This is a genomic window from Streptomyces sp. NPDC005863 (assembly GCF_042871345.1).
Lineage (GTDB): Bacteria > Actinomycetota > Actinomycetes > Streptomycetales > Streptomycetaceae > Streptomyces.
In genome coordinates this window covers 1,103,376-1,119,556 of record NZ_JBIAII010000001.1, presented here as the reverse complement: position 1 = coordinate 1,119,556, position 16,181 = coordinate 1,103,376, and the positions used below count along the sequence as shown (strand labels likewise).

9 protein-coding genes are annotated in these 16,181 nt (G+C 72.9%); 4 read left to right on the top strand and 5 right to left on the bottom strand.

What is annotated here, in order from left to right; all coding sequences use genetic code 11:
- The first annotated feature begins 262 nt into the window (after positions 1-262).
- On the top strand, positions 263-2,833 hold the full coding sequence (locus tag ACFYO9_RS04800; RefSeq protein WP_358776776.1) for an ATP-dependent DNA helicase: 2,571 nt from the start codon (positions 263-265) through the stop codon (positions 2,831-2,833).
- Positions 2,834-2,899: 66 nt separating this feature from the next.
- Here ACFYO9_RS04800 and ACFYO9_RS04795 read toward each other — a convergent pair whose 3' ends face one another.
- Together ACFYO9_RS04795 and ACFYO9_RS04790 are read right to left on the bottom strand one after the other, a co-directional pair.
- Complete coding sequence (locus tag ACFYO9_RS04795) at positions 2,900-4,471, bottom strand: peptidoglycan DD-metalloendopeptidase family protein (protein WP_358776775.1); 1,572 nt, start codon at positions 4,469-4,471, stop codon at positions 2,900-2,902.
- 544 nt (positions 4,472-5,015) lie between these two features.
- Positions 5,016-5,924 carry an alpha/beta fold hydrolase gene (locus ACFYO9_RS04790; protein WP_358776774.1) on the bottom strand — a complete coding sequence of 303 codons (909 nt, stop codon included), beginning with the start codon at positions 5,922-5,924 and terminating at the stop codon, positions 5,016-5,018.
- Between the two features lie 459 nt (positions 5,925-6,383).
- Between ACFYO9_RS04790 and ACFYO9_RS04785 the strand changes: the two genes are divergently transcribed.
- Entirely contained in the window at positions 6,384-6,800 is a 417-nt protein-coding gene (locus tag ACFYO9_RS04785) for a cobalamin B12-binding domain-containing protein (protein ID WP_355804221.1), read from the top strand.
- A gap of 264 nt (positions 6,801-7,064) precedes the next feature.
- Here ACFYO9_RS04785 and ACFYO9_RS04780 read toward each other — a convergent pair whose 3' ends face one another.
- The 3 genes from ACFYO9_RS04780 to ACFYO9_RS04770 all read right to left on the bottom strand — a co-directional run bounded on the left by ACFYO9_RS04780 (position 7,065) and on the right by ACFYO9_RS04770 (position 11,620).
- Positions 7,065-7,835, bottom strand: a complete 771-nt coding sequence (locus ACFYO9_RS04780; RefSeq protein WP_355803708.1) for a polysaccharide deacetylase family protein — start codon at positions 7,833-7,835, stop codon at positions 7,065-7,067.
- 90 nt (positions 7,836-7,925) lie between these two features.
- Complete coding sequence (locus tag ACFYO9_RS04775; RefSeq protein ID WP_358776773.1) at positions 7,926-9,908, bottom strand: DUF5691 domain-containing protein; 1,983 nt, start codon at positions 9,906-9,908, stop codon at positions 7,926-7,928.
- A gap of 353 nt (positions 9,909-10,261) precedes the next feature.
- Entirely contained in the window at positions 10,262-11,620 is a 1,359-nt protein-coding gene (locus ACFYO9_RS04770; protein WP_358776772.1) for an SWIM zinc finger family protein, read from the bottom strand.
- A gap of 153 nt (positions 11,621-11,773) precedes the next feature.
- Here ACFYO9_RS04770 and ACFYO9_RS04765 point away from each other — a divergent pair, with 153 nt between their 5' ends.
- Together ACFYO9_RS04765 and ACFYO9_RS04760 are read left to right on the top strand one after the other, a co-directional pair.
- The gene (locus ACFYO9_RS04765) at positions 11,774-13,009 is read left to right on the top strand and encodes an AAA family ATPase (RefSeq protein ID WP_358776771.1); all 1,236 of its coding nucleotides are present in this window, start codon (positions 11,774-11,776) and stop codon (positions 13,007-13,009) included.
- Entirely contained in the window at positions 13,006-15,978 is a 2,973-nt protein-coding gene (locus ACFYO9_RS04760) for a DUF5682 family protein (RefSeq protein ID WP_358776770.1), read from the top strand. The genes ACFYO9_RS04765 and ACFYO9_RS04760 overlap by 4 nt, the downstream gene beginning before the upstream one ends.
- The last annotated feature ends 203 nt before the right edge of the window (positions 15,979-16,181 follow it).

Below are 16,181 nucleotides of genomic sequence, written 5' to 3'. Positions count from 1 at the left end.
CGGTGGGGGACGAGAGGCCCGCGGAGCACGCTAGCCAACTCGTGTGGCCCGTGTGAAGGTTGATGTTCGTTATGCCCGATACATTTTCGTGACTTTGCGCGAGGCCCGGTGCGAACATCGGAATGGTACGCACCGGCAAATGCGGAGCGTGATCGTCCGCGGGCGTGGGGTAGCCGGGCGGGGCGGTCGGCCGGGTGGCCGGGCGAGAGGTGACCGGAACCCGCAGCGGGTTGTCAGTGGGGCCGCCTAGACTCGGGAGGCGATGAGCAGCCTCTTTGATGACAGCTTCCTGGCGGACCTGCAGCCCTCCCGGGCCACGGACGAAGCGACCCCGCCGCCGCCCGAGGACAGCGCTCCGGAGCCCATTCCGGACGACCTGTTCGACGGGAAGTTCGACGCGCCCATGACCCGGGAGACGCACTACCGCGACGGTGCCCCCCGCCCGGTCATCGACCCGGCGTCGCTCCTGGACGGGCTGAACGAGAACCAGCGCGCGGCCGTCGTGCACGCCGGCGCGCCGCTGCTCATCGTCGCCGGCGCCGGCTCCGGCAAGACCCGCGTGCTGACCCACCGCATCGCGTACCTGCTCGCCGAGCGCGGTGTGCACCCCGGCCAGATCCTCGCGATCACCTTCACGAACAAGGCCGCGGGCGAGATGAAGGAGCGCGTCGAGCAGCTCGTGGGCCCGCGGGCGAACGCGATGTGGGTGTCGACCTTCCACAGCGCCTGCGTCCGCATCCTGCGCCGCGAGTACAAGAAGCTGGGCTTCACCTCCTCCTTCTCGATCTACGACGCCGCGGACTCCAAGCGGCTGATGGCCCTGGTCTGCCGTGACCTGGATCTCGATCCGAAGAAGTTCCCGCCGAAGTCCTTCAGCGCCAAGATCTCCAACCTGAAGAACGAGCTGATCGACGAGGAGGACTTCGCGGGCCGGGCGGCCGACGGCTTCGACAAGACCCTCGCCGAGGCCTACGCGATGTACCAGTCGCGCCTCCGCGAGGCGAACGCGCTGGACTTCGACGACCTGATCATGACGACGGTCCACCTGCTCCGCGCCTTCCCGGACGTTGCCGAGCACTACCGCCGCCGCTTCCGGCACGTCATGGTCGACGAGTACCAGGACACCAACCACGCGCAGTACGCGCTGGTGCGCGAGCTGGTCGGCCCCTCCGGAGGCGAGGGCGACGACCCCGCCGAGCTGTGCGTGGTGGGCGACGCCGACCAGTCGATCTACGCCTTCCGCGGCGCCACGATCCGCAACATCCTCCAGTTCGAGGAGGACTACACCGACGCGACGACGATCCTCCTGGAGCAGAACTACCGCTCCACGCAGACGATCCTCACCGCCGCGAACGCGGTCATCGAGCGGAACGAAAGCCGCCGCCCGAAGAACCTGTGGACCAACCAGGGCGCGGGCGCGCGCATCACCGGATACGTCGCCGACACGGAGCACGACGAGGCACAGTTCGTCGCCGACGAGATCGACCGCCTCACGGACGCGGGCGACGCCAAGGCCGGCGACGTGGCGATCTTCTACCGGACGAACGCCCAGTCCCGTGTCTTCGAAGAGATCTTCATCCGCGTCGGCCTGCCCTACAAGGTCGTCGGCGGCGTCCGCTTCTACGAGCGCAAGGAGGTCCGCGATGTGCTGGCCTACCTGCGCGTTCTCGCCAACCCCGAGGACGCGGTCCCGCTGCGCCGCATCCTCAACGTGCCCAAGCGGGGCATCGGCGACCGCGCCGAGGCGATGATCGACGCGCTCTCGCAGCGCGAGAAGATCTCCTTCCCGCAGGCGCTGCGCCGCGTCGACGAGGCGTACGGCATGGCGGCCCGCTCGGCCAACGCCGTCAAGCGGTTCAACACGCTCATGGAGGAGCTGCGGACGGTCGTCGAGTCCGGCGCGGGACCGGCCGTCGTCCTGGAGGCCGTCCTCGAACGCACCGGCTACCTCGCCGAGTTGCAGGCCTCGACCGACCCGCAGGACGAGACACGCATCGAGAACCTCCAGGAACTTGCCGCGGTGGCCCTGGAGTTCGAGCAGGACAACAGCCAGGCGGGGCAGCAGGGCGACGCCCAGGCGCAGGGCGACGGCCAGGCGCAGGGCGCAGGCCCGGCGGAAGGTGACCAGGCCGAGGGTGACGAGGGGGCCGCCGCCGCTCCGGCCGGGACGCTCTCCGACTTCCTGGAGCGTGTCGCCCTGGTCGCCGACTCCGACCAGATCCCCGACGAGGAGGACGACGGCTCCGGAGTCATCACCCTGATGACGCTGCACACCGCCAAGGGCCTCGAGTTCCCCGTGGTCTTCCTGACCGGCATGGAGGACGGCGTGTTCCCGCACATGCGCTCCCTCGGGCAGGTCAAGGAGCTGGAGGAGGAGCGCCGGCTCGCGTACGTGGGCATCACGCGCGCGCGTGAACGGCTCTATCTGACGCGGTCCTCGATGCGCAGCGCCTGGGGCCAGCCGTCGTACAACCCGCCGTCGCGCTTCCTCGAGGAGATCCCGGACACCCACCTGGACTGGAAGCGGACGGGCTCCATCGGCGCCCCGGCGTCGTCCGGTTCCGGCGGATCGGGACCGGCCGGGGGCATCGCCTCGTCGCTGTCGTCCTCGCGCTCGCGGGCCGGCGGCGCACAGGGCTTCGCCACCCGCCGCGCCACGGAGAAGCCGGTGGTCGCCCTGGCCGTCGGTGACCGGGTCACGCACGACCAGTTCGGCCTCGGCACGGTCGTCGGAGTGAAGGGCACGGGAGCGAACGCGGAGGCGACGGTCGACTTCGGCGAGCCCAAGCCGAAGCGGCTGCTGCTGCGGTACGCACCGGTCGAGAAGTTGTAGCGCGCGCCCGCGCGCGTGGCGGAGGTGCCGTGTGGCCGCGGCGGGATCGTCGCGGCGGCGCCGGCGTCAGGTCGGGTCGAGGTCGTGGCTGCGCAGCCACGGCAGCGGGTCGATCGCCGAGCCGCCGCCGGGACGCACCTCGAAGTGCAGGTGCGGGCCGGTGGAGTTGCCGGAGTTGCCGGAGAAGGCGATGACCTCGCCGGCCTTCACCGGGCCGGAGGAGATCTTGTGCGAGGAGAGGTGGCAGTACCACGTCTCCGTGCCGTCCTTCGCGGTCACGATCGCCATGTTCCCGTAGGCGCTGTTCCACTTCGTGGAGACGGTGCCGTCGGTCGCGGCGCTCACCTGGGTGCCGTACGACACCGGGAAGTCGATGCCGGAGTGCGCGGACATCCAGTTGACGCCGGCCTGGCCGTAGTACGCGCTCAGCCCGCGCTGCTTCACCGGCAGGGAGAACTTGGGGCGCAGCCGTTCCTTGCGCGCCGCGTCGGCCGCGGCCTTCTTCTGCGCGGCCACCTTCTGGGCCTTGAGGTCGATGCGCTCCTGCGTGCGGCTCGCGCGGTCCGCGAAGTCACCCGCGTCGGCGGAGAGGTTCGCCAGCTGGGTGTCGAGCTTGTTGTTGGCGGCGGAGGGCTGCACGGACGTGGGGTCCGGGGCCGACGCCGTCGTCTCCTTGCTGCCCTCGTCCCCGCCGAAGCTGCCCACGGAGGCGGCGGCCACGCCGGCCACACCCATCACACAGACCGAGGGCACGGCGACCGTGAGCAGGGCCGAACGCTTGGCGGGGCTGCGGCGGCGGGTCCGCGAACTCCCTGAACCGGAGGCGCCCTTGCCGCGGGAGGCGCGGCGGGAGGACGGGGGGCCGGTGGGGGAGTCGGTGGCGGTGCCGGCGGTGGCGGGTGAGGCGCCGTCGCTGTCGAGGTCCGCGGTGGCCGAGCCGTCTATGGCGTCATAGGGGGCGTCGGTCCCGTTGCTTTCGTACGCGGTGGCGGTGGAGGTGTCGGTGTCCGTGCCGTAGGCGGACTCCGGGGAGATCTCGTACGGGTCCGTGACCTCGTACCGCCGGGTCTCCGGCTCCGGGGACTCGTGCGGCTCGTCGCCCGCGACGTTCCAGGTCGTCGCGTCGTACGTGCCCGTCTCGTCGTACGCGCCCGTCTCGAAGGCCTGCGTGTCCCACTGGCCGGGCTGCGGCGCCGGGTTCCAGGCGCCGGCGTCCCACTGGGCCGTGGTGTCGGGGCCCGGCTGTGACGGGATGTCGGCGAGCTGCTGGTGCCCGCCCGTCGACCACATCGAGGTGGTGTCGTAGCCGCCGGTGTCGTACGTGGCGGCGCAGTGCTGCGCGGCGTACGCGTCGTGGGTGAGCGTCTGTTGGGGGCCCGTGGCGGTCGCCCACTGGCCGGTGTCGTGGCCGGTGCCCGGCATGTCGCCGAAGAGCGGGTCGGTGGCGAAGGTGCCGGTGTCGTAGCCGCCGGTCTCGTAGCCCCCGGTGTCGAATCCGGCGCCGGCGGTGGAGTACGCGTCGTAGCCGTAGCCACCGTGCTCGGCGCCCTGTTGGCCGTACGTCGCGTAGTGCGCGTAGTCGGCGCCGGGAGCCGAGGGCGGGGGAGCGGAGCTCCCCGACGGGTGACGGTCGTTCACCAACTTCTCTTTCGCCTCGGCAGCAGGGGCAGAGCAGTGCGGCGACTGTACCCGGCGGTATACGGGCGCGACAATCTTCGGCAGGTTTCGTGCTCGCAGGAAACGGGCATTCGGCCGTCTTTCGGTGGACTGTGGGCACAGCCTTGGCCCTGCGTTCGAGGCCCGTTCGACACGGGTGGGGTGGGGTGCACGGGCTGGGGTGGCGCGTGACCCGGGGTGCGGTGGGGTGACTTTGTGCCGGTGGGGGGGCGGGGTGTGTGGGGGTGAGGGCGTGCTGCGGTGGTGGTGCGGGGGTGGTGAAGGTGCGGGCTCGGGGCGGTGGGGTGTTGCGCGGGGGCCGTGGGGGCGGGGTCCGCGTCAACGTGCCGTTGTTTTGCGTCAGTAGGGCGTGTTTCCGGTTCTGGATCCGGTTCAGGGAGACGTTGTTCGGGGTGCGGCGGGGCGGTTCGGGGCTGCGCTGTTTGGGTGTGGCGGGGCGGTTCGGGGCTGCGTTTTCGTGGTGGGGTTGGAGTGGGCCGCGTCGTTCGGGGCGGGGGTTTTGGCGTCAGGCGACCGTGAGTCCGTCCGCGCTGCGTGCGTCGGCTCCCGGGTTCGCCAGGTCGAGTGCCTGACGTATGCCGGTCGCGACCGCCGGGTGCACTGGCAGGGCGAGATGGCCGATTCCGGCCACGCGGACGTTCTGCGCGGTGAGGTCCGGGTGGTCCACGCACGCCGTCTCCAGCGGGACCATGATCTGGTCCAGATCGCTCCAGAAGCTCACGAACTGGGTGCGGCAGCCCGGCGCCGGCTCCTTCAACTCCTCGATCACGTACGAGCCCGGCCGCATCTGACGGACGATCGGGTGGGCGTCGGCGAGCGGCGCGACGCGGGTGCCGGAGTGCGGGGTGCCGAGCGTCACCAGGGTACGGACGTAGGCGTCGCCGCCGAGCCGCTGCGCGTAGTAGCGGGCGATCAGGCCCCCGAGGCTGTGGCCGACGATGTCGATCCGGTCGTGTCCCGTGCGCTCGCGGAGCTCTTGCACATGGCGGCCGAGCAGTTCCGCCGCGACGCGGATGTCGCAGGTGAGCGGGGAGTAGTTGAGGGACTCCACGCGGCGGCCGCCGTGCTGTGACAGCGCGCGGCGGAGCAGTACGAAGACGGAGCGGTTGTCGATGAAGCCGTGCAGGAGGAGGACCGGGGGCCTGCCGTCCGGCGGGAGGCGGGGGGCGTCCGGGGGCGGCTCGACCGGGGTGGCGCGGCGTTCCTGCGCGATGCCGGAGGGATAGAGGACGACGTGGCCCGCGAGGATCGTCAGCTCCAGGGCCGTCGCCTTCAGGAGGGCGGTGGAGGGGGTGAAGGGTGGGCGGGGGAGGCGGGGGAGTGAGAGGGGTGGGAGCGTGGTGCGGGTGAGGCTGAGGAGTTTCGGCAGCAGCGTGCCGAGGGGGCGAAAGGGGCGGGCCCCTGTGACCGGCATCGTCGACCTCCCGATCGGCGCGCGGGAGACGGCTCTGTCCCCCCGTGCCGCCGTTGCGTCGCCGATCCGCGGTGTCATCGCGCCGTGCGGCTGCGGCTGCGGCTGCGGCTGCGGCTTGGCTGCGGCTACGGCTGCCGGTGGTGGCGCGGTGGTCCGGCGATCTCGATGTGGCTCCCCTCGCGCGGGTCCGGAAGCGGAGCGTGGGCCCCTTTGTGACGGACGGGCGCGTGGCGATCGTGTCCCTTCGTGTGATTTCCCCCTCCCTCTCCACCGCGAAACTGCCGCTTGCGCGATGCTGGAGATAACGTTCGTTCACTTCCCCGGCCGGTGTGGTGCGGGGTATCCGTGCCCGGCGCAGACTGTGACTGTCGTCGGTCGCCCGTAGGGATCGGGCGGATCGGGTGACTGTTGTCGGTCGTCCGCAGTGATCGGGATGGATATCGGTACATGGAGGCAGTGATGGGTGTGGCAGCCGGGCCGATCCGCGTGGTCGTCGCCAAGCCGGGGCTCGACGGGCACGATCGTGGGGCCAAGGTGATCGCGCGGGCTCTGCGTGACGCCGGTATGGAGGTCATCTACACCGGGCTGCACCAGACGCCCGAGCAGGTGGTGGACACCGCGATCCAGGAGGACGCCGACGCGATCGGTCTGTCCATCCTGTCCGGTGCGCACAACACGTTGTTCGCGCGGGTTCTGGAGCTTCTGAAGGAACGGGACGCGGAGGACATCAAGGTCTTCGGCGGCGGCATCATCCCGGAGGCGGATATCGCGCCGCTCAAGGAGAAGGGTGTCGCGGCGATCTTTACGCCGGGGGCCACGACCGCGTCGATCGTGGAGTGGGTACGGGGGAATGTGCGGCAGGCCGCGGGGGCCTGAGCGGGGGCGTGGGCGTCTGCGCGGGGGCGTGGGCGTCTGCGCGGGGCGTGCGTTGCGCCTTGGGTTCGTTTGTGGGTGCGGGGCCGCGGGGGTATGTGCGTACTCGCCATCCACTGTTCGCCACGCCTCGCGGACAGTTTTGCTAGAGCGTGCTCGGTGCTCCGTGCGCACATACCCCCGCGTCCCCTTCCGTCTCGTACGCGGGTGCCGGACGGTGGTCGGCTCTCGTCCCGGGTACGGGTGGGTGTGTGCCGCCGAAGTGCCTCAGCGGACCGGGAAGCCGAAGGTGTGGCCCTGTTGCTTGAGGCGGGGGAGGATGCGGCGGAGGGCCTCTACGGTCTGGGTGCGGTCGCCGCCCGCGTCGTGGAAGAGGAGCGTCGGGCCGTTGGGCAGTTCGCGCTCGACGGTGGCGACGATCGCGTCCGTACCCGGCCGCTCGAAGTCCTTGGTGTCCACGTTCCAGCCCAGCGGACGCATGCCCCGGGAGGCGGCGAGCTTGCGGCTGTACGGGGTGAAGGCGCCGCCGGGCGCCCGGTAGTACATCGGCCGGACGCCGCCGGACGCCTTGGTGATCATGCGTTCGGCGTCGAGTATCTGCTGGGACTGGTAGGCCTGCGTGTCCTTGTCCATGGCGGTGTTGTGGGACACCGTGTGGTCGCACAGACGGTGGCCGGCGGCGACCACCTTCTTGACGAGGTCCGGGTGGGCCTGCGCCTGCGTCCCCACCATGCAGAACGTGGCCTTCACCTTGTACTGCCGGAGCAGGTCGAGGACTTGGGGGGTCCACTTGGGGTCGGGGCCGTCGTCGATGGTGATGTTGACGCCGCCCTTCCCCTTGTCCGAGGCGTGCGCGATGGACGTCGAGACGTGCTTCGCACTGCCCGGCCGCGCGGAGGCGCCCGCCTCCGGTGACGCGTCGTCCGAGGTGCCGGCCTGGGCGGTCCACACGGAGGCACCCGTGGCGAGCATCGTCACGCCGAGCGCCGCCCCGATCAGCTTGCCGTACCAGCCGCGTCCGCTGCTGTGCCGTGCCATGTCCGCCCCTTTTCGCCAGTCCCTCGCCGGTCCCCGGTCGCCGTACGACCACCTGGCAGGACGAGACATGGTTGCTCCGGGATCCGTCTGTTACAGATCGCGGACAATTCCGGGAGAGTTCGCGGACAACTCCCCGTGAACGGTGGCCGGAAGGGTTGCGGATGGCCCGTTCGTGACGGGTGGCGGGGGGAGTTCGGTGCGTATCGCCTCGCGGAGACGGAGTGTCGTCACCAGGCGCCGGAACGCCTCGGACCAGTAACTGCCCGCGCCGGGCGACGCGTCCTCCGTTTCGTCGGGCACCGCGGTGAGCGCTTCCAGGCGTACGGCCTCCGCAGGGTCCAGGCAGCGTTCCGCGAGGCCCATCACTCCGCTGAAGCTCCACGGGTAACTGCCCGCGTCCCGCGCGATGTTCAACGAGTCCACGACCGCGCGTCCCAGTGGCTCGGCCCAGGGCACCGCGCAGACGCCGAGCAACTGGAACGCTTCGGACAGGCCGTGCGCCGCGATGAACCCGGCGACCCAGTACGCCCGCTCGGCGGCGGGCAGCGAGGCGAGGAGTTTGGCGCGCTCGGCGAGTGAGACGGCGCCCGGGCCTGCCGCGTCGGGTGACGCGGGGGTGCCGAGCAGCGCCCTGGACCAGAGGGCGTCCCGCTGTCGTACGGCCGCACGGCACCACGCGGCGTGCAGCTCGCTCCGCCAGTCGTCGGCCACCGGGAGGGCCACGATCTGGGCCGGGGTGCGGTTGCCGAGACGGGACTGCCAGGTGGTGAGCGGGGCCGACTCCACCAATTGACCCAGCCACCAGGAGCGTTCGCCGCGCCCGTTGGGTGGTTTCGGGACGACGCCGTCCCGTTCCATGGCCGCGTCGCACTCGTGCGGCGCCTCGACGGTGAGCGTCGGGGTGTCCGAGGTGTGGTCGAGGGCCACGCAGGACGCCGCGCGGGCCGACATCCGGCCGGCCAGCGCCGAGTCGGGGAGCGCGGAGAGGAGCTCGGCGGCCGTGGCCCGGACGTTACGGCTCCGGTCGGTGAGTGCCTGCTCCAGGAACGGCTCGTCCTCGGCGGACAGGCCGGTGCGCAGCGAGCCGAGGAACATCAGACGGTCCTCCGCCCGCTCCGTCGACCAGGTGGCGGTGAGCAGTGCGCGGGCGGCGCGGGCGGTGTGCGTGTCGTGTGCGCGCAGGGCCGTGAGCAGGGCGACGCGCTCGGCGAAGAGACCCTCCTCCCAGAGCTGGTTGACCTGGTGCGGGTCGTCGGTGGAGGGGAGCGCCATGCCGCCGCCCGGGGCCGAGCGGAGCGCGAACTTCCAGTCCGGGTTGAGACGGGCGAGCCAGAGGGCTCTGGGGCCCGCGAAGGCGAGGGCCTGGGGGCGCAGATCGGTGCGACCGCGTGCCGCGTTCAGGAGTGCGGGCAGCAGTTCGGGCGGTGCGCCGTAGCCCCGGGAGTTGGCGAGGGCAAGCCACTGGGGGAGGAGCTCCATCAGGTCCGGCGCCGCGCCCCTGCGGCCGCCGCCGGGGGTGCCGGGCTGGTCGGTGAGAAGTGTCGCGAGCCGGCGCCGGGCCTCGGGCGGCAGCGGTGGCCTGGAGTCCTCCGCGGCGGGCTCGGGCCGGGTGGCGGCGGGGACGGGGCGCAGGCCCGCTCTACGGCGCAGGGCCTGCACGGCTGCGGCGTCCAGGAGGGCGGCGGGGGGGTCTTTGGGGGGGACTTGGGGTGGGTGGGGGGTGGTTGGCGCGCTGGGTGCGTGGGGTGTGGTGGGCGCGCAGTGTGCGCTGTGTGCGCTGTGTGCGTTGGGCATGGGGGGTGCGGGGTGCGCGTCGGGTGCGGCGGGTGGGTGGTGCTCGCCGGGTGCGGAGGGATCACCGTAGGCGCTGGGCACGGCGGGTGTGCTGTGCGTGTCCGGTGGGTTGATGCCGGGGGGCAGGGGACGCCGGTCGGTGCCCAGTAGGGCGGCTGTGACGAGGTCGTCCCAGGTGGGATGGGGTGTGAGGGGTGTGGGGGGCGTGGGCTCTGTGGGAGGGGCGGGCTGCGCGGACTGCGTGGCGGGTGTGGGCTGCGTGGAGTGCTTGGTGGGCATGTCCCTCTCCTGACGTGCGGCGGCCTGGTGGGCGTTCGTCAGCGCGGTGGCGCTGGGGTGGGCATTCGCCGACGTAGCGTCTGGGCACGCAGGCGTCGGCTCAGCGGCTTGGCGTCGACTCAGCACCGCAGCGGCACCGTTCCGGTTCGTCGGCGCCCCGGCACGGCCGCCTTTCGTCGACGGTTCTGCACCGCGCCCGTCCGCCAACACACCGGAACCGCCCCCGTCCGTCCGCGCCCCAGAACTTCCCCCGCCCGTCAGCGTCCGCGCCCCACCCCCGTCCGCCAGCGCACCAGGACCGCCCCCGCTTGCCCGTGCCCCCGCACCTCCCACGCCACCCCCACCCCCATCCCTCAGCACAGCGTCACCGGCTCTCCCGCGTCGGTCGACCACGTCGCCAGGGGGGTGAAGCCCTGGTGGCCGTACTCGCCGAACACCTTCAAGGGGGCGCCGCCCGACAGGGCTATCAGGCGCCACAGTCCCGGCCTCGACGCCGCGTACGGCGTCAGCGGCAGTGCCGAGTCGCCGTTCGCGTCGGCCAGTTGCCAGGAACCCTCGTCCTGGGTCGGTATCACTTCGGTGAGCGTCACCGGCCAGGACTCCAGCCAGGGGTCGCCGCGCAGCGCCTCCCCGTAGCGGCCGGCCGCCTCGTCCGTCCGTATGCCCGGCGGCCGCCCGCGCGGCTCCGGTGTCGGCGCCGCGAACTGTTCGCCCAGGTCCACGCGGAGCTGCCCCGCGCCGGGGTACCGCCTCACCTCGGCGTCGAGCACGAGGCCGGCCGACAGGGCGAGTTCGGGTGCGCGCCCCGCGGCCCCGTACGAGAGCAGGAGCGCGTAGCGATCCGTTTCCGTGCCGTGGAGCCAGATGCGGCGGGTGGTGAGTCTGCTGTCCGCCGTGTCGTACTGCGCGAGGACCAGCCAGCGGTCCCGTACCGGCGGGCCCTCCGCCTTGGCCGGCAGGCCGACGCGGGAGCGCACCGTGGCGGCCAGCTCGTCCGGCAGCCGGTCGCGGTGGAGCCAGCCCTGGTCGAGGAGGTGCAGCAGCGCGCACTCCGCGAGCAGCCGGGACGGCCAGCCGGGGCCCGACGAGGGGATGGCCCCCAACTCCCGTACGCGCGCGGCCAGCCCCGGGGCCTGGGCGTCGACCATGCGGGCCGCCGTCTCCTCCCACAGTCCGTACCCCGCCTGCTCGGCCGTCGCGGTGCCGCTACGGAGCAGGTCGCAGAGGCGCTGCTCCAGCTCCGTCGCCCCCGCGGTGATCCGCTCGGCCCGCTTGTCCGCACGTCTGCGCGCCGCGTCGTCGGAATCCGCGGAGGCGGCCGGGGTCGCGGCCGGACTCCGCCGGACGTCCGCCTTGCTGCGGCGCGCGGCCAGCCATGTCTCGGCCCACTCCGGCGGATCGCCGCCCTCCGGCACGGTGCCGTCCGCCCCCGCCCACACCAGCAGCAGCCCCAGCGCGTGTTTGCACGGGAACTTACGGCTCGGACAACTGCACTTGTACGCCGGACCCGTTAGATCCGCGATGTCGACGACCGTCTGATACGGCTTGCTGCCACTGCCCTTGCACAGCCCCCACACCGTCCCCTCGTCAGAACTGCCCGCCTCCGACCATGGGCCGGCGACGCCGAGTTTGCTGCCCGCCTTGCGTGACGGGGCATCAGGAGCCAGTGCCAGCACCTGATCCGCCGTCCAGCGCACCCCCTGCTGAGTCATGTCTCGAAGGTAGGCGCCGCCACTGACAATCGACCGTGCGGCGCCCATCGTTGCAGGTCAGCGGTGTGCGAGGGGCGATTGTCAGTGGCGTGGTGCACGGTGGAGACACATCCGGGCCAGATGCGTCCGGACGAGCTGGAGGGGGATCGCTCCATGACCGTTTCCGTCGACTCGACGACGTCCGCGACCGCGAATCAGCCCACGCCCGCGGCCACGCCCACGCCCGGTTCCAGGGGAGGTTCCGCGGGCGGCTCCACCCTTGACTCCGTGCCGGGTGCCGCGGCCGCCGCGCCCGCCCCCACCCCCCTCGATCAGGCCCTGCGGCCGCACGCCGAGCACGCCTTCGCCGCCGAACTGGCCGCGCTCGCCGCGCAGGACGACCGGCCTCGGCCGCGCCGGTGGAAACTCTCGCCGTGGGCCGTCGCGACGTACCTGCTCGGCGGCACGCTGCCGGACGGCACGGTGATCACACCGAAGTACGTGGGGCCCCGCCGCATCGTCGAGGTCGCCGTCACCACCCTCGCCACCGACCGTGCCCTGCTGCTGCTCGGCGTTCCCGGCACCGCCAAGACGTGGGTGTCCGAGCACCTCGCCGCCGCGGTCAGCGGCGACTCGACGCTGCTCGTGCAGGGCACCGCGGGCACCCCGGAGGAAGCCATTCGGTACGGCTGGAACTACGCCCAGCTGCTCGCCCACGGCCCCAGCCGCGACGCGCTCGTGCCCAGCCCCGTCATGCGGGCGATGGCCGAGGGCATGACGGCCCGCGTCGAGGAACTGACCCGCATCCCGGCCGACGTGCAGGACACGCTGATCACGATCCTGTCGGAGAAGACGCTGCCCATACCGGAGTTGGGGCAGGAGGTACAGGCCGTCCGCGGCTTCAACCTCATCGCCACCGCGAACGACCGCGACCGGGGTGTCAACGACCTGTCGAGCGCCCTGCGCCGCCGCTTCAACACCGTCGTCCTGCCGCTGCCCGCGAGCGCCGACGCCGAGGTCGACATCGTCTCGCGCCGCGTCGACCAGATCGGCCGCTCCCTCGACCTGCCCGCCGGGCCCGAGGGCATCGACGAGATACGCCGTGTCGTCACCGTCTTCCGCGAGCTGCGCGACGGCGTCACGACGGACGGCCGTACGAAGGTGAAGTCGCCCAGCGGCACGCTCTCCACGGCCGAGGCGATCTCCGTCGTGACCAACGGGCTCGCGCTGGCGGCCCACTTCGGAGACGGCGTACTGCGTCCCGCTGACGTCGCCGCCGGCATCCTCGGAGCCGTGGTGCGCGATCCGGCGGCGGACCGCGTCATCTGGCAGGAGTACCTGGAGGCGGTCGTGCGGGAGCGCGACGGCTGGAAGGACTTCTACCGCGCGTGCCGTGAGGTGAGCGCATGACGAACGCGGGTGAGCACGTGACGAATACGGGTGCGCGCGGGGCGAACGCGCGGGAACCGTTGCTGCTCGGGGTGCGGCACCACGGTCCGGGCTCCGCGCGCGCCGTCAGTGCCGCGCTGGACGTGGCGCGGCCCGACGTCCTGCTCGTCGAGGGCCCGCCGGAGGCCGACGCCCTGGTGGGGCTCGCCGCCGACGAGGGGATGCGGCCACCCGTCGCCCTGCTGGCGCACGTGGTGGACGAGCCGGGCCGCTCAGCGTTCTGGCCGCTCGCGGAGTTCTCCCCGGAGTGGGTCGCGATCCGGTGGGCCCTGGGGGAGGGCGTCCCGGTGCGGTTCATCGACCTCCCGGCGGCACACTCGCTGGCGCTGCGCGCCGAGGAGGAACTCGAAGAGGAGGGCAGGGCAGAGGAGGGCAGGGGAGGTGAGGGCAGGGGAGGTGAGGGACGCGATGGGCGGCGCGGTGAGGGGGACGTGCGGATCGATCCCGTCGCCGTCCTCGCCGAGACCGCGGGGTACGACGACCCCGAGCGGTGGTGGGAGGACGTCGTGGAGCACCGGGGGACGGGCGGCGGGCGCGGGGGGAGGAGGGGCGAGCACCTGGGCGCGAGCGGCGAGCAGCGGGGGATGGCCGGCGGTGGCCGGGGGACGGGTGGCGAGCAGCACGGGGCGGACGGCGGGCGTCGGGGGACGGGTGGCGAGCGCCGAGGGACGAGGGACGAGCACCTGGGGACGAGCAACGAGCACCGGGGGACTGACGGCGAGCACCTAGGGGCGAGGGGCGAGCACCTGGGGGCGGGCGGTGAGCGCCTGGGGACGAGCGGCGAGCCGCACCGGGCGGAGTCGGACTGCAGGCACCTGGGGGCGAGCGGCGAGCGCCGGGGGACGGGCGGGGAGCACTTGAGAGTGAGGGGGGAGGAGCACGGGGCGGGTGGGGGGTTTCAGGGGGTCGGTGGGGACGTGTTCGCGCCGTTCGAGGTGTTGGGCGAGGCGATGGAGGCCCTGCGCGAGGTCTACGGGGACGGTGGGCACGGTCGTGACCTGGTGCGTGAGGCGTACATGAGGCTCCAAATGCGGGCGGCGGCGAAGGAGTTCGGGGCCGGGCGGGTCGCCGTCGTATGCGGGGCATGGCACGTGCCGGCGCTGCGGCGGACGGCCACGGTGGCCGCGGACCGGGCCCTGCTCAAGGGGTTGCCCAAGGTCAAGGCGGAGATGACCTGGGTGCCGTGGACCCACCGCCGGCTCTCCCGCGCGAGCGGGTACGGGGCGGGGATCGCCTCGCCCGGGTGGTACGGCCACCTGTTCGCCGCGCCCGACCGGCCCATCGAGCGCTGGATGACGAAGGTCGCGGGGCTGCTCCGCGACGAGGACCGGCTCGTCTCGTCCGCGCACGTCATCGAGGCGGTGCGGCTCGCCGACACGTTGGCCGCCATGCGGGGGCGGCCGCTCGCCGGGCTCACCGAGACGACGGACGCCGTGCGGGCGGTGATGTGCGAAGGCTCCGACGTGCCGCTCGCTCTGGTGCACGACAAGCTCGTCGTCGGTGACGTGCTGGGCGAGGTGCCGGAGGCGGCGCCCGCGGTGCCGTTGCAGCGGGACCTGACCCGGTTGCAGCGCAGACTGCGCCTCAAACCGGAGGCGCTGGAGCGGGAGTTGGAGCTCGACCTCCGCAAGGAGACGGACGCGGCGCGCAGCAGGCTGCTGCACCGGCTGCGGCTGCTCGGCATCGGCTGGGGCGAGCCCGCGGTGTCCCGGGGGAGTACGGGGACGTTCCGTGAGACCTGGCGGCTGCGGTGGGAGCCGGAGCTGTCCGTGCGGGTCGCGGAGGCGGGGGTGTGGGGCACCACGGTCCTTGGCGCGGCCACCGGGAAAGCCGCCTCCGACGCGGTCGAGGCGCGGGCCCTCGCCGACGTCACCGCGCTCGCCGAGCGGTGTCTGCTCGCGGAGCTGCCGGACGCGCTCCCCGTGGTGATGCGGGTCCTTGCGGACCGGGCGGCCCTCGACACGGACGTCGGTCACCTCGCGCAGGCGCTGCCCGCGCTGGTGCGGTCGCTCCGGTACGGGGACGTGCGGGGGACCGGTACGGAGGCGCTGGGTGAGGTGGCCCTCGGCCTTGCCGAGCGGATCTTCGTCGGGCTGCCGCCGGCCTGCGCGGGGCTGGACGCGGACGCGGCGCTGGAGATGCGGGGGCATGTCGACGCGGTTCACCGGGCGGTGGGCCTGCTGGGAGAACTGACGCCCGCCGAGCCGGCCCTCGCGGGGGCGGTCCCCGCCGGGGGCGTGGCCGCTCGGGGCGTGCGGGTGCGGTGGGCATCCGTGCTGCGTGCGCTCGGTCAGCGGGAGGGCGTGGCCGGGGTCGTGCGGGGGCGGTGCGTGCGGTTGTTGCTGGACGGCGGGGACCTGGGGGACGAGGAGGTGGCCCGGCTCATGGGGCTCGCGCTCTCCCGGGGGAGCGCGCCGGCCGAAGGCGCCGCGTGGATCGAGGGGTTCGTCGGGGGCGGCACCGGCGGAGGGATGTTGCTGGTGCACGACACGCGTCTGCTGGGGCTGGTCGACGACTGGCTGTGCGGGGTGTCGGACGACGCCTTCACCGACGTACTGCCGTTGCTGCGGCGCACGTTCTCGGCGTACGAGCCGGGAGTGCGGCGGACGTTGGGTGAGCTGATACGGCGCGGGCCCGCCCGTACCGGGGCAGGGACGAGCGGCGGCGCGGGGGCGCCCGGCTCCGTGGAGGAACTCGACGCGGCGCGCGCGGACGCGGTGGTGCCCGTCGTACACCTGCTGCTCGGCCTGTCGCCCGGGGCGGGGGCGAGCGAGCCCTACGCGGCCGCGCCGCACGGAGCCGCGCCGCACGGAGCCACGCCGCACGGAGCCACGCCGTACGGAGCGGCGCCGTACGGAGCCACGCCGGTCGGCGCGAGGACCCCAGATGGAACGACCTACGGCAGTGAGCTGATGGAGGTGACGGGATGACGGCGACGGCCGGGGCGAGGGGGACGACCAACGTGACCGAGGTGAGCAACGTGACCGGTGTGACCCACCTGCCCAAGGTGCCCGGCGCGGACGGGGTCGACGGCGTGGACGGAGTGCCGGGCGCGGACGGGGTGACCCGCGCAGACAGAGTCGGCGGCGCGGACCAAGCAGGCGGCACGGACGAAATACCCGACACGGACGAA

What these genes read in the sequence shown, in the direction of transcription:
- ACFYO9_RS04780 (WP_355803708.1), bottom strand. Translation starts at nt 7,835, where the DNA reads ATGGCACGGCACAGCAGCGGACGCGGCTGGTACGGCAAGCTGATCGGG.
- ACFYO9_RS04775 (WP_358776773.1), bottom strand. Translation starts at nt 9,908, where the DNA reads ATGCCCACCAAGCACTCCACGCAGCCCACACCCGCCACGCAGTCCGCG.
- ACFYO9_RS04760 (WP_358776770.1), top strand. Translation starts at nt 13,006, where the DNA reads ATGACGAACGCGGGTGAGCACGTGACGAATACGGGTGCGCGCGGGGCG.
- ACFYO9_RS04770 (WP_358776772.1), bottom strand. Translation starts at nt 11,620, where the DNA reads ATGACTCAGCAGGGGGTGCGCTGGACGGCGGATCAGGTGCTGGCACTG.
- ACFYO9_RS04790 (WP_358776774.1), bottom strand. Translation starts at nt 5,924, where the DNA reads ATGCCGGTCACAGGGGCCCGCCCCTTTCGCCCCCTCGGCACGCTGCTG.
- ACFYO9_RS04785 (WP_355804221.1), top strand. Translation starts at nt 6,384, where the DNA reads ATGGGTGTGGCAGCCGGGCCGATCCGCGTGGTCGTCGCCAAGCCGGGG.
- ACFYO9_RS04765 (WP_358776771.1), top strand. Translation starts at nt 11,774, where the DNA reads ATGACCGTTTCCGTCGACTCGACGACGTCCGCGACCGCGAATCAGCCC.
- ACFYO9_RS04800 (WP_358776776.1), top strand. Translation starts at nt 263, where the DNA reads ATGAGCAGCCTCTTTGATGACAGCTTCCTGGCGGACCTGCAGCCCTCC.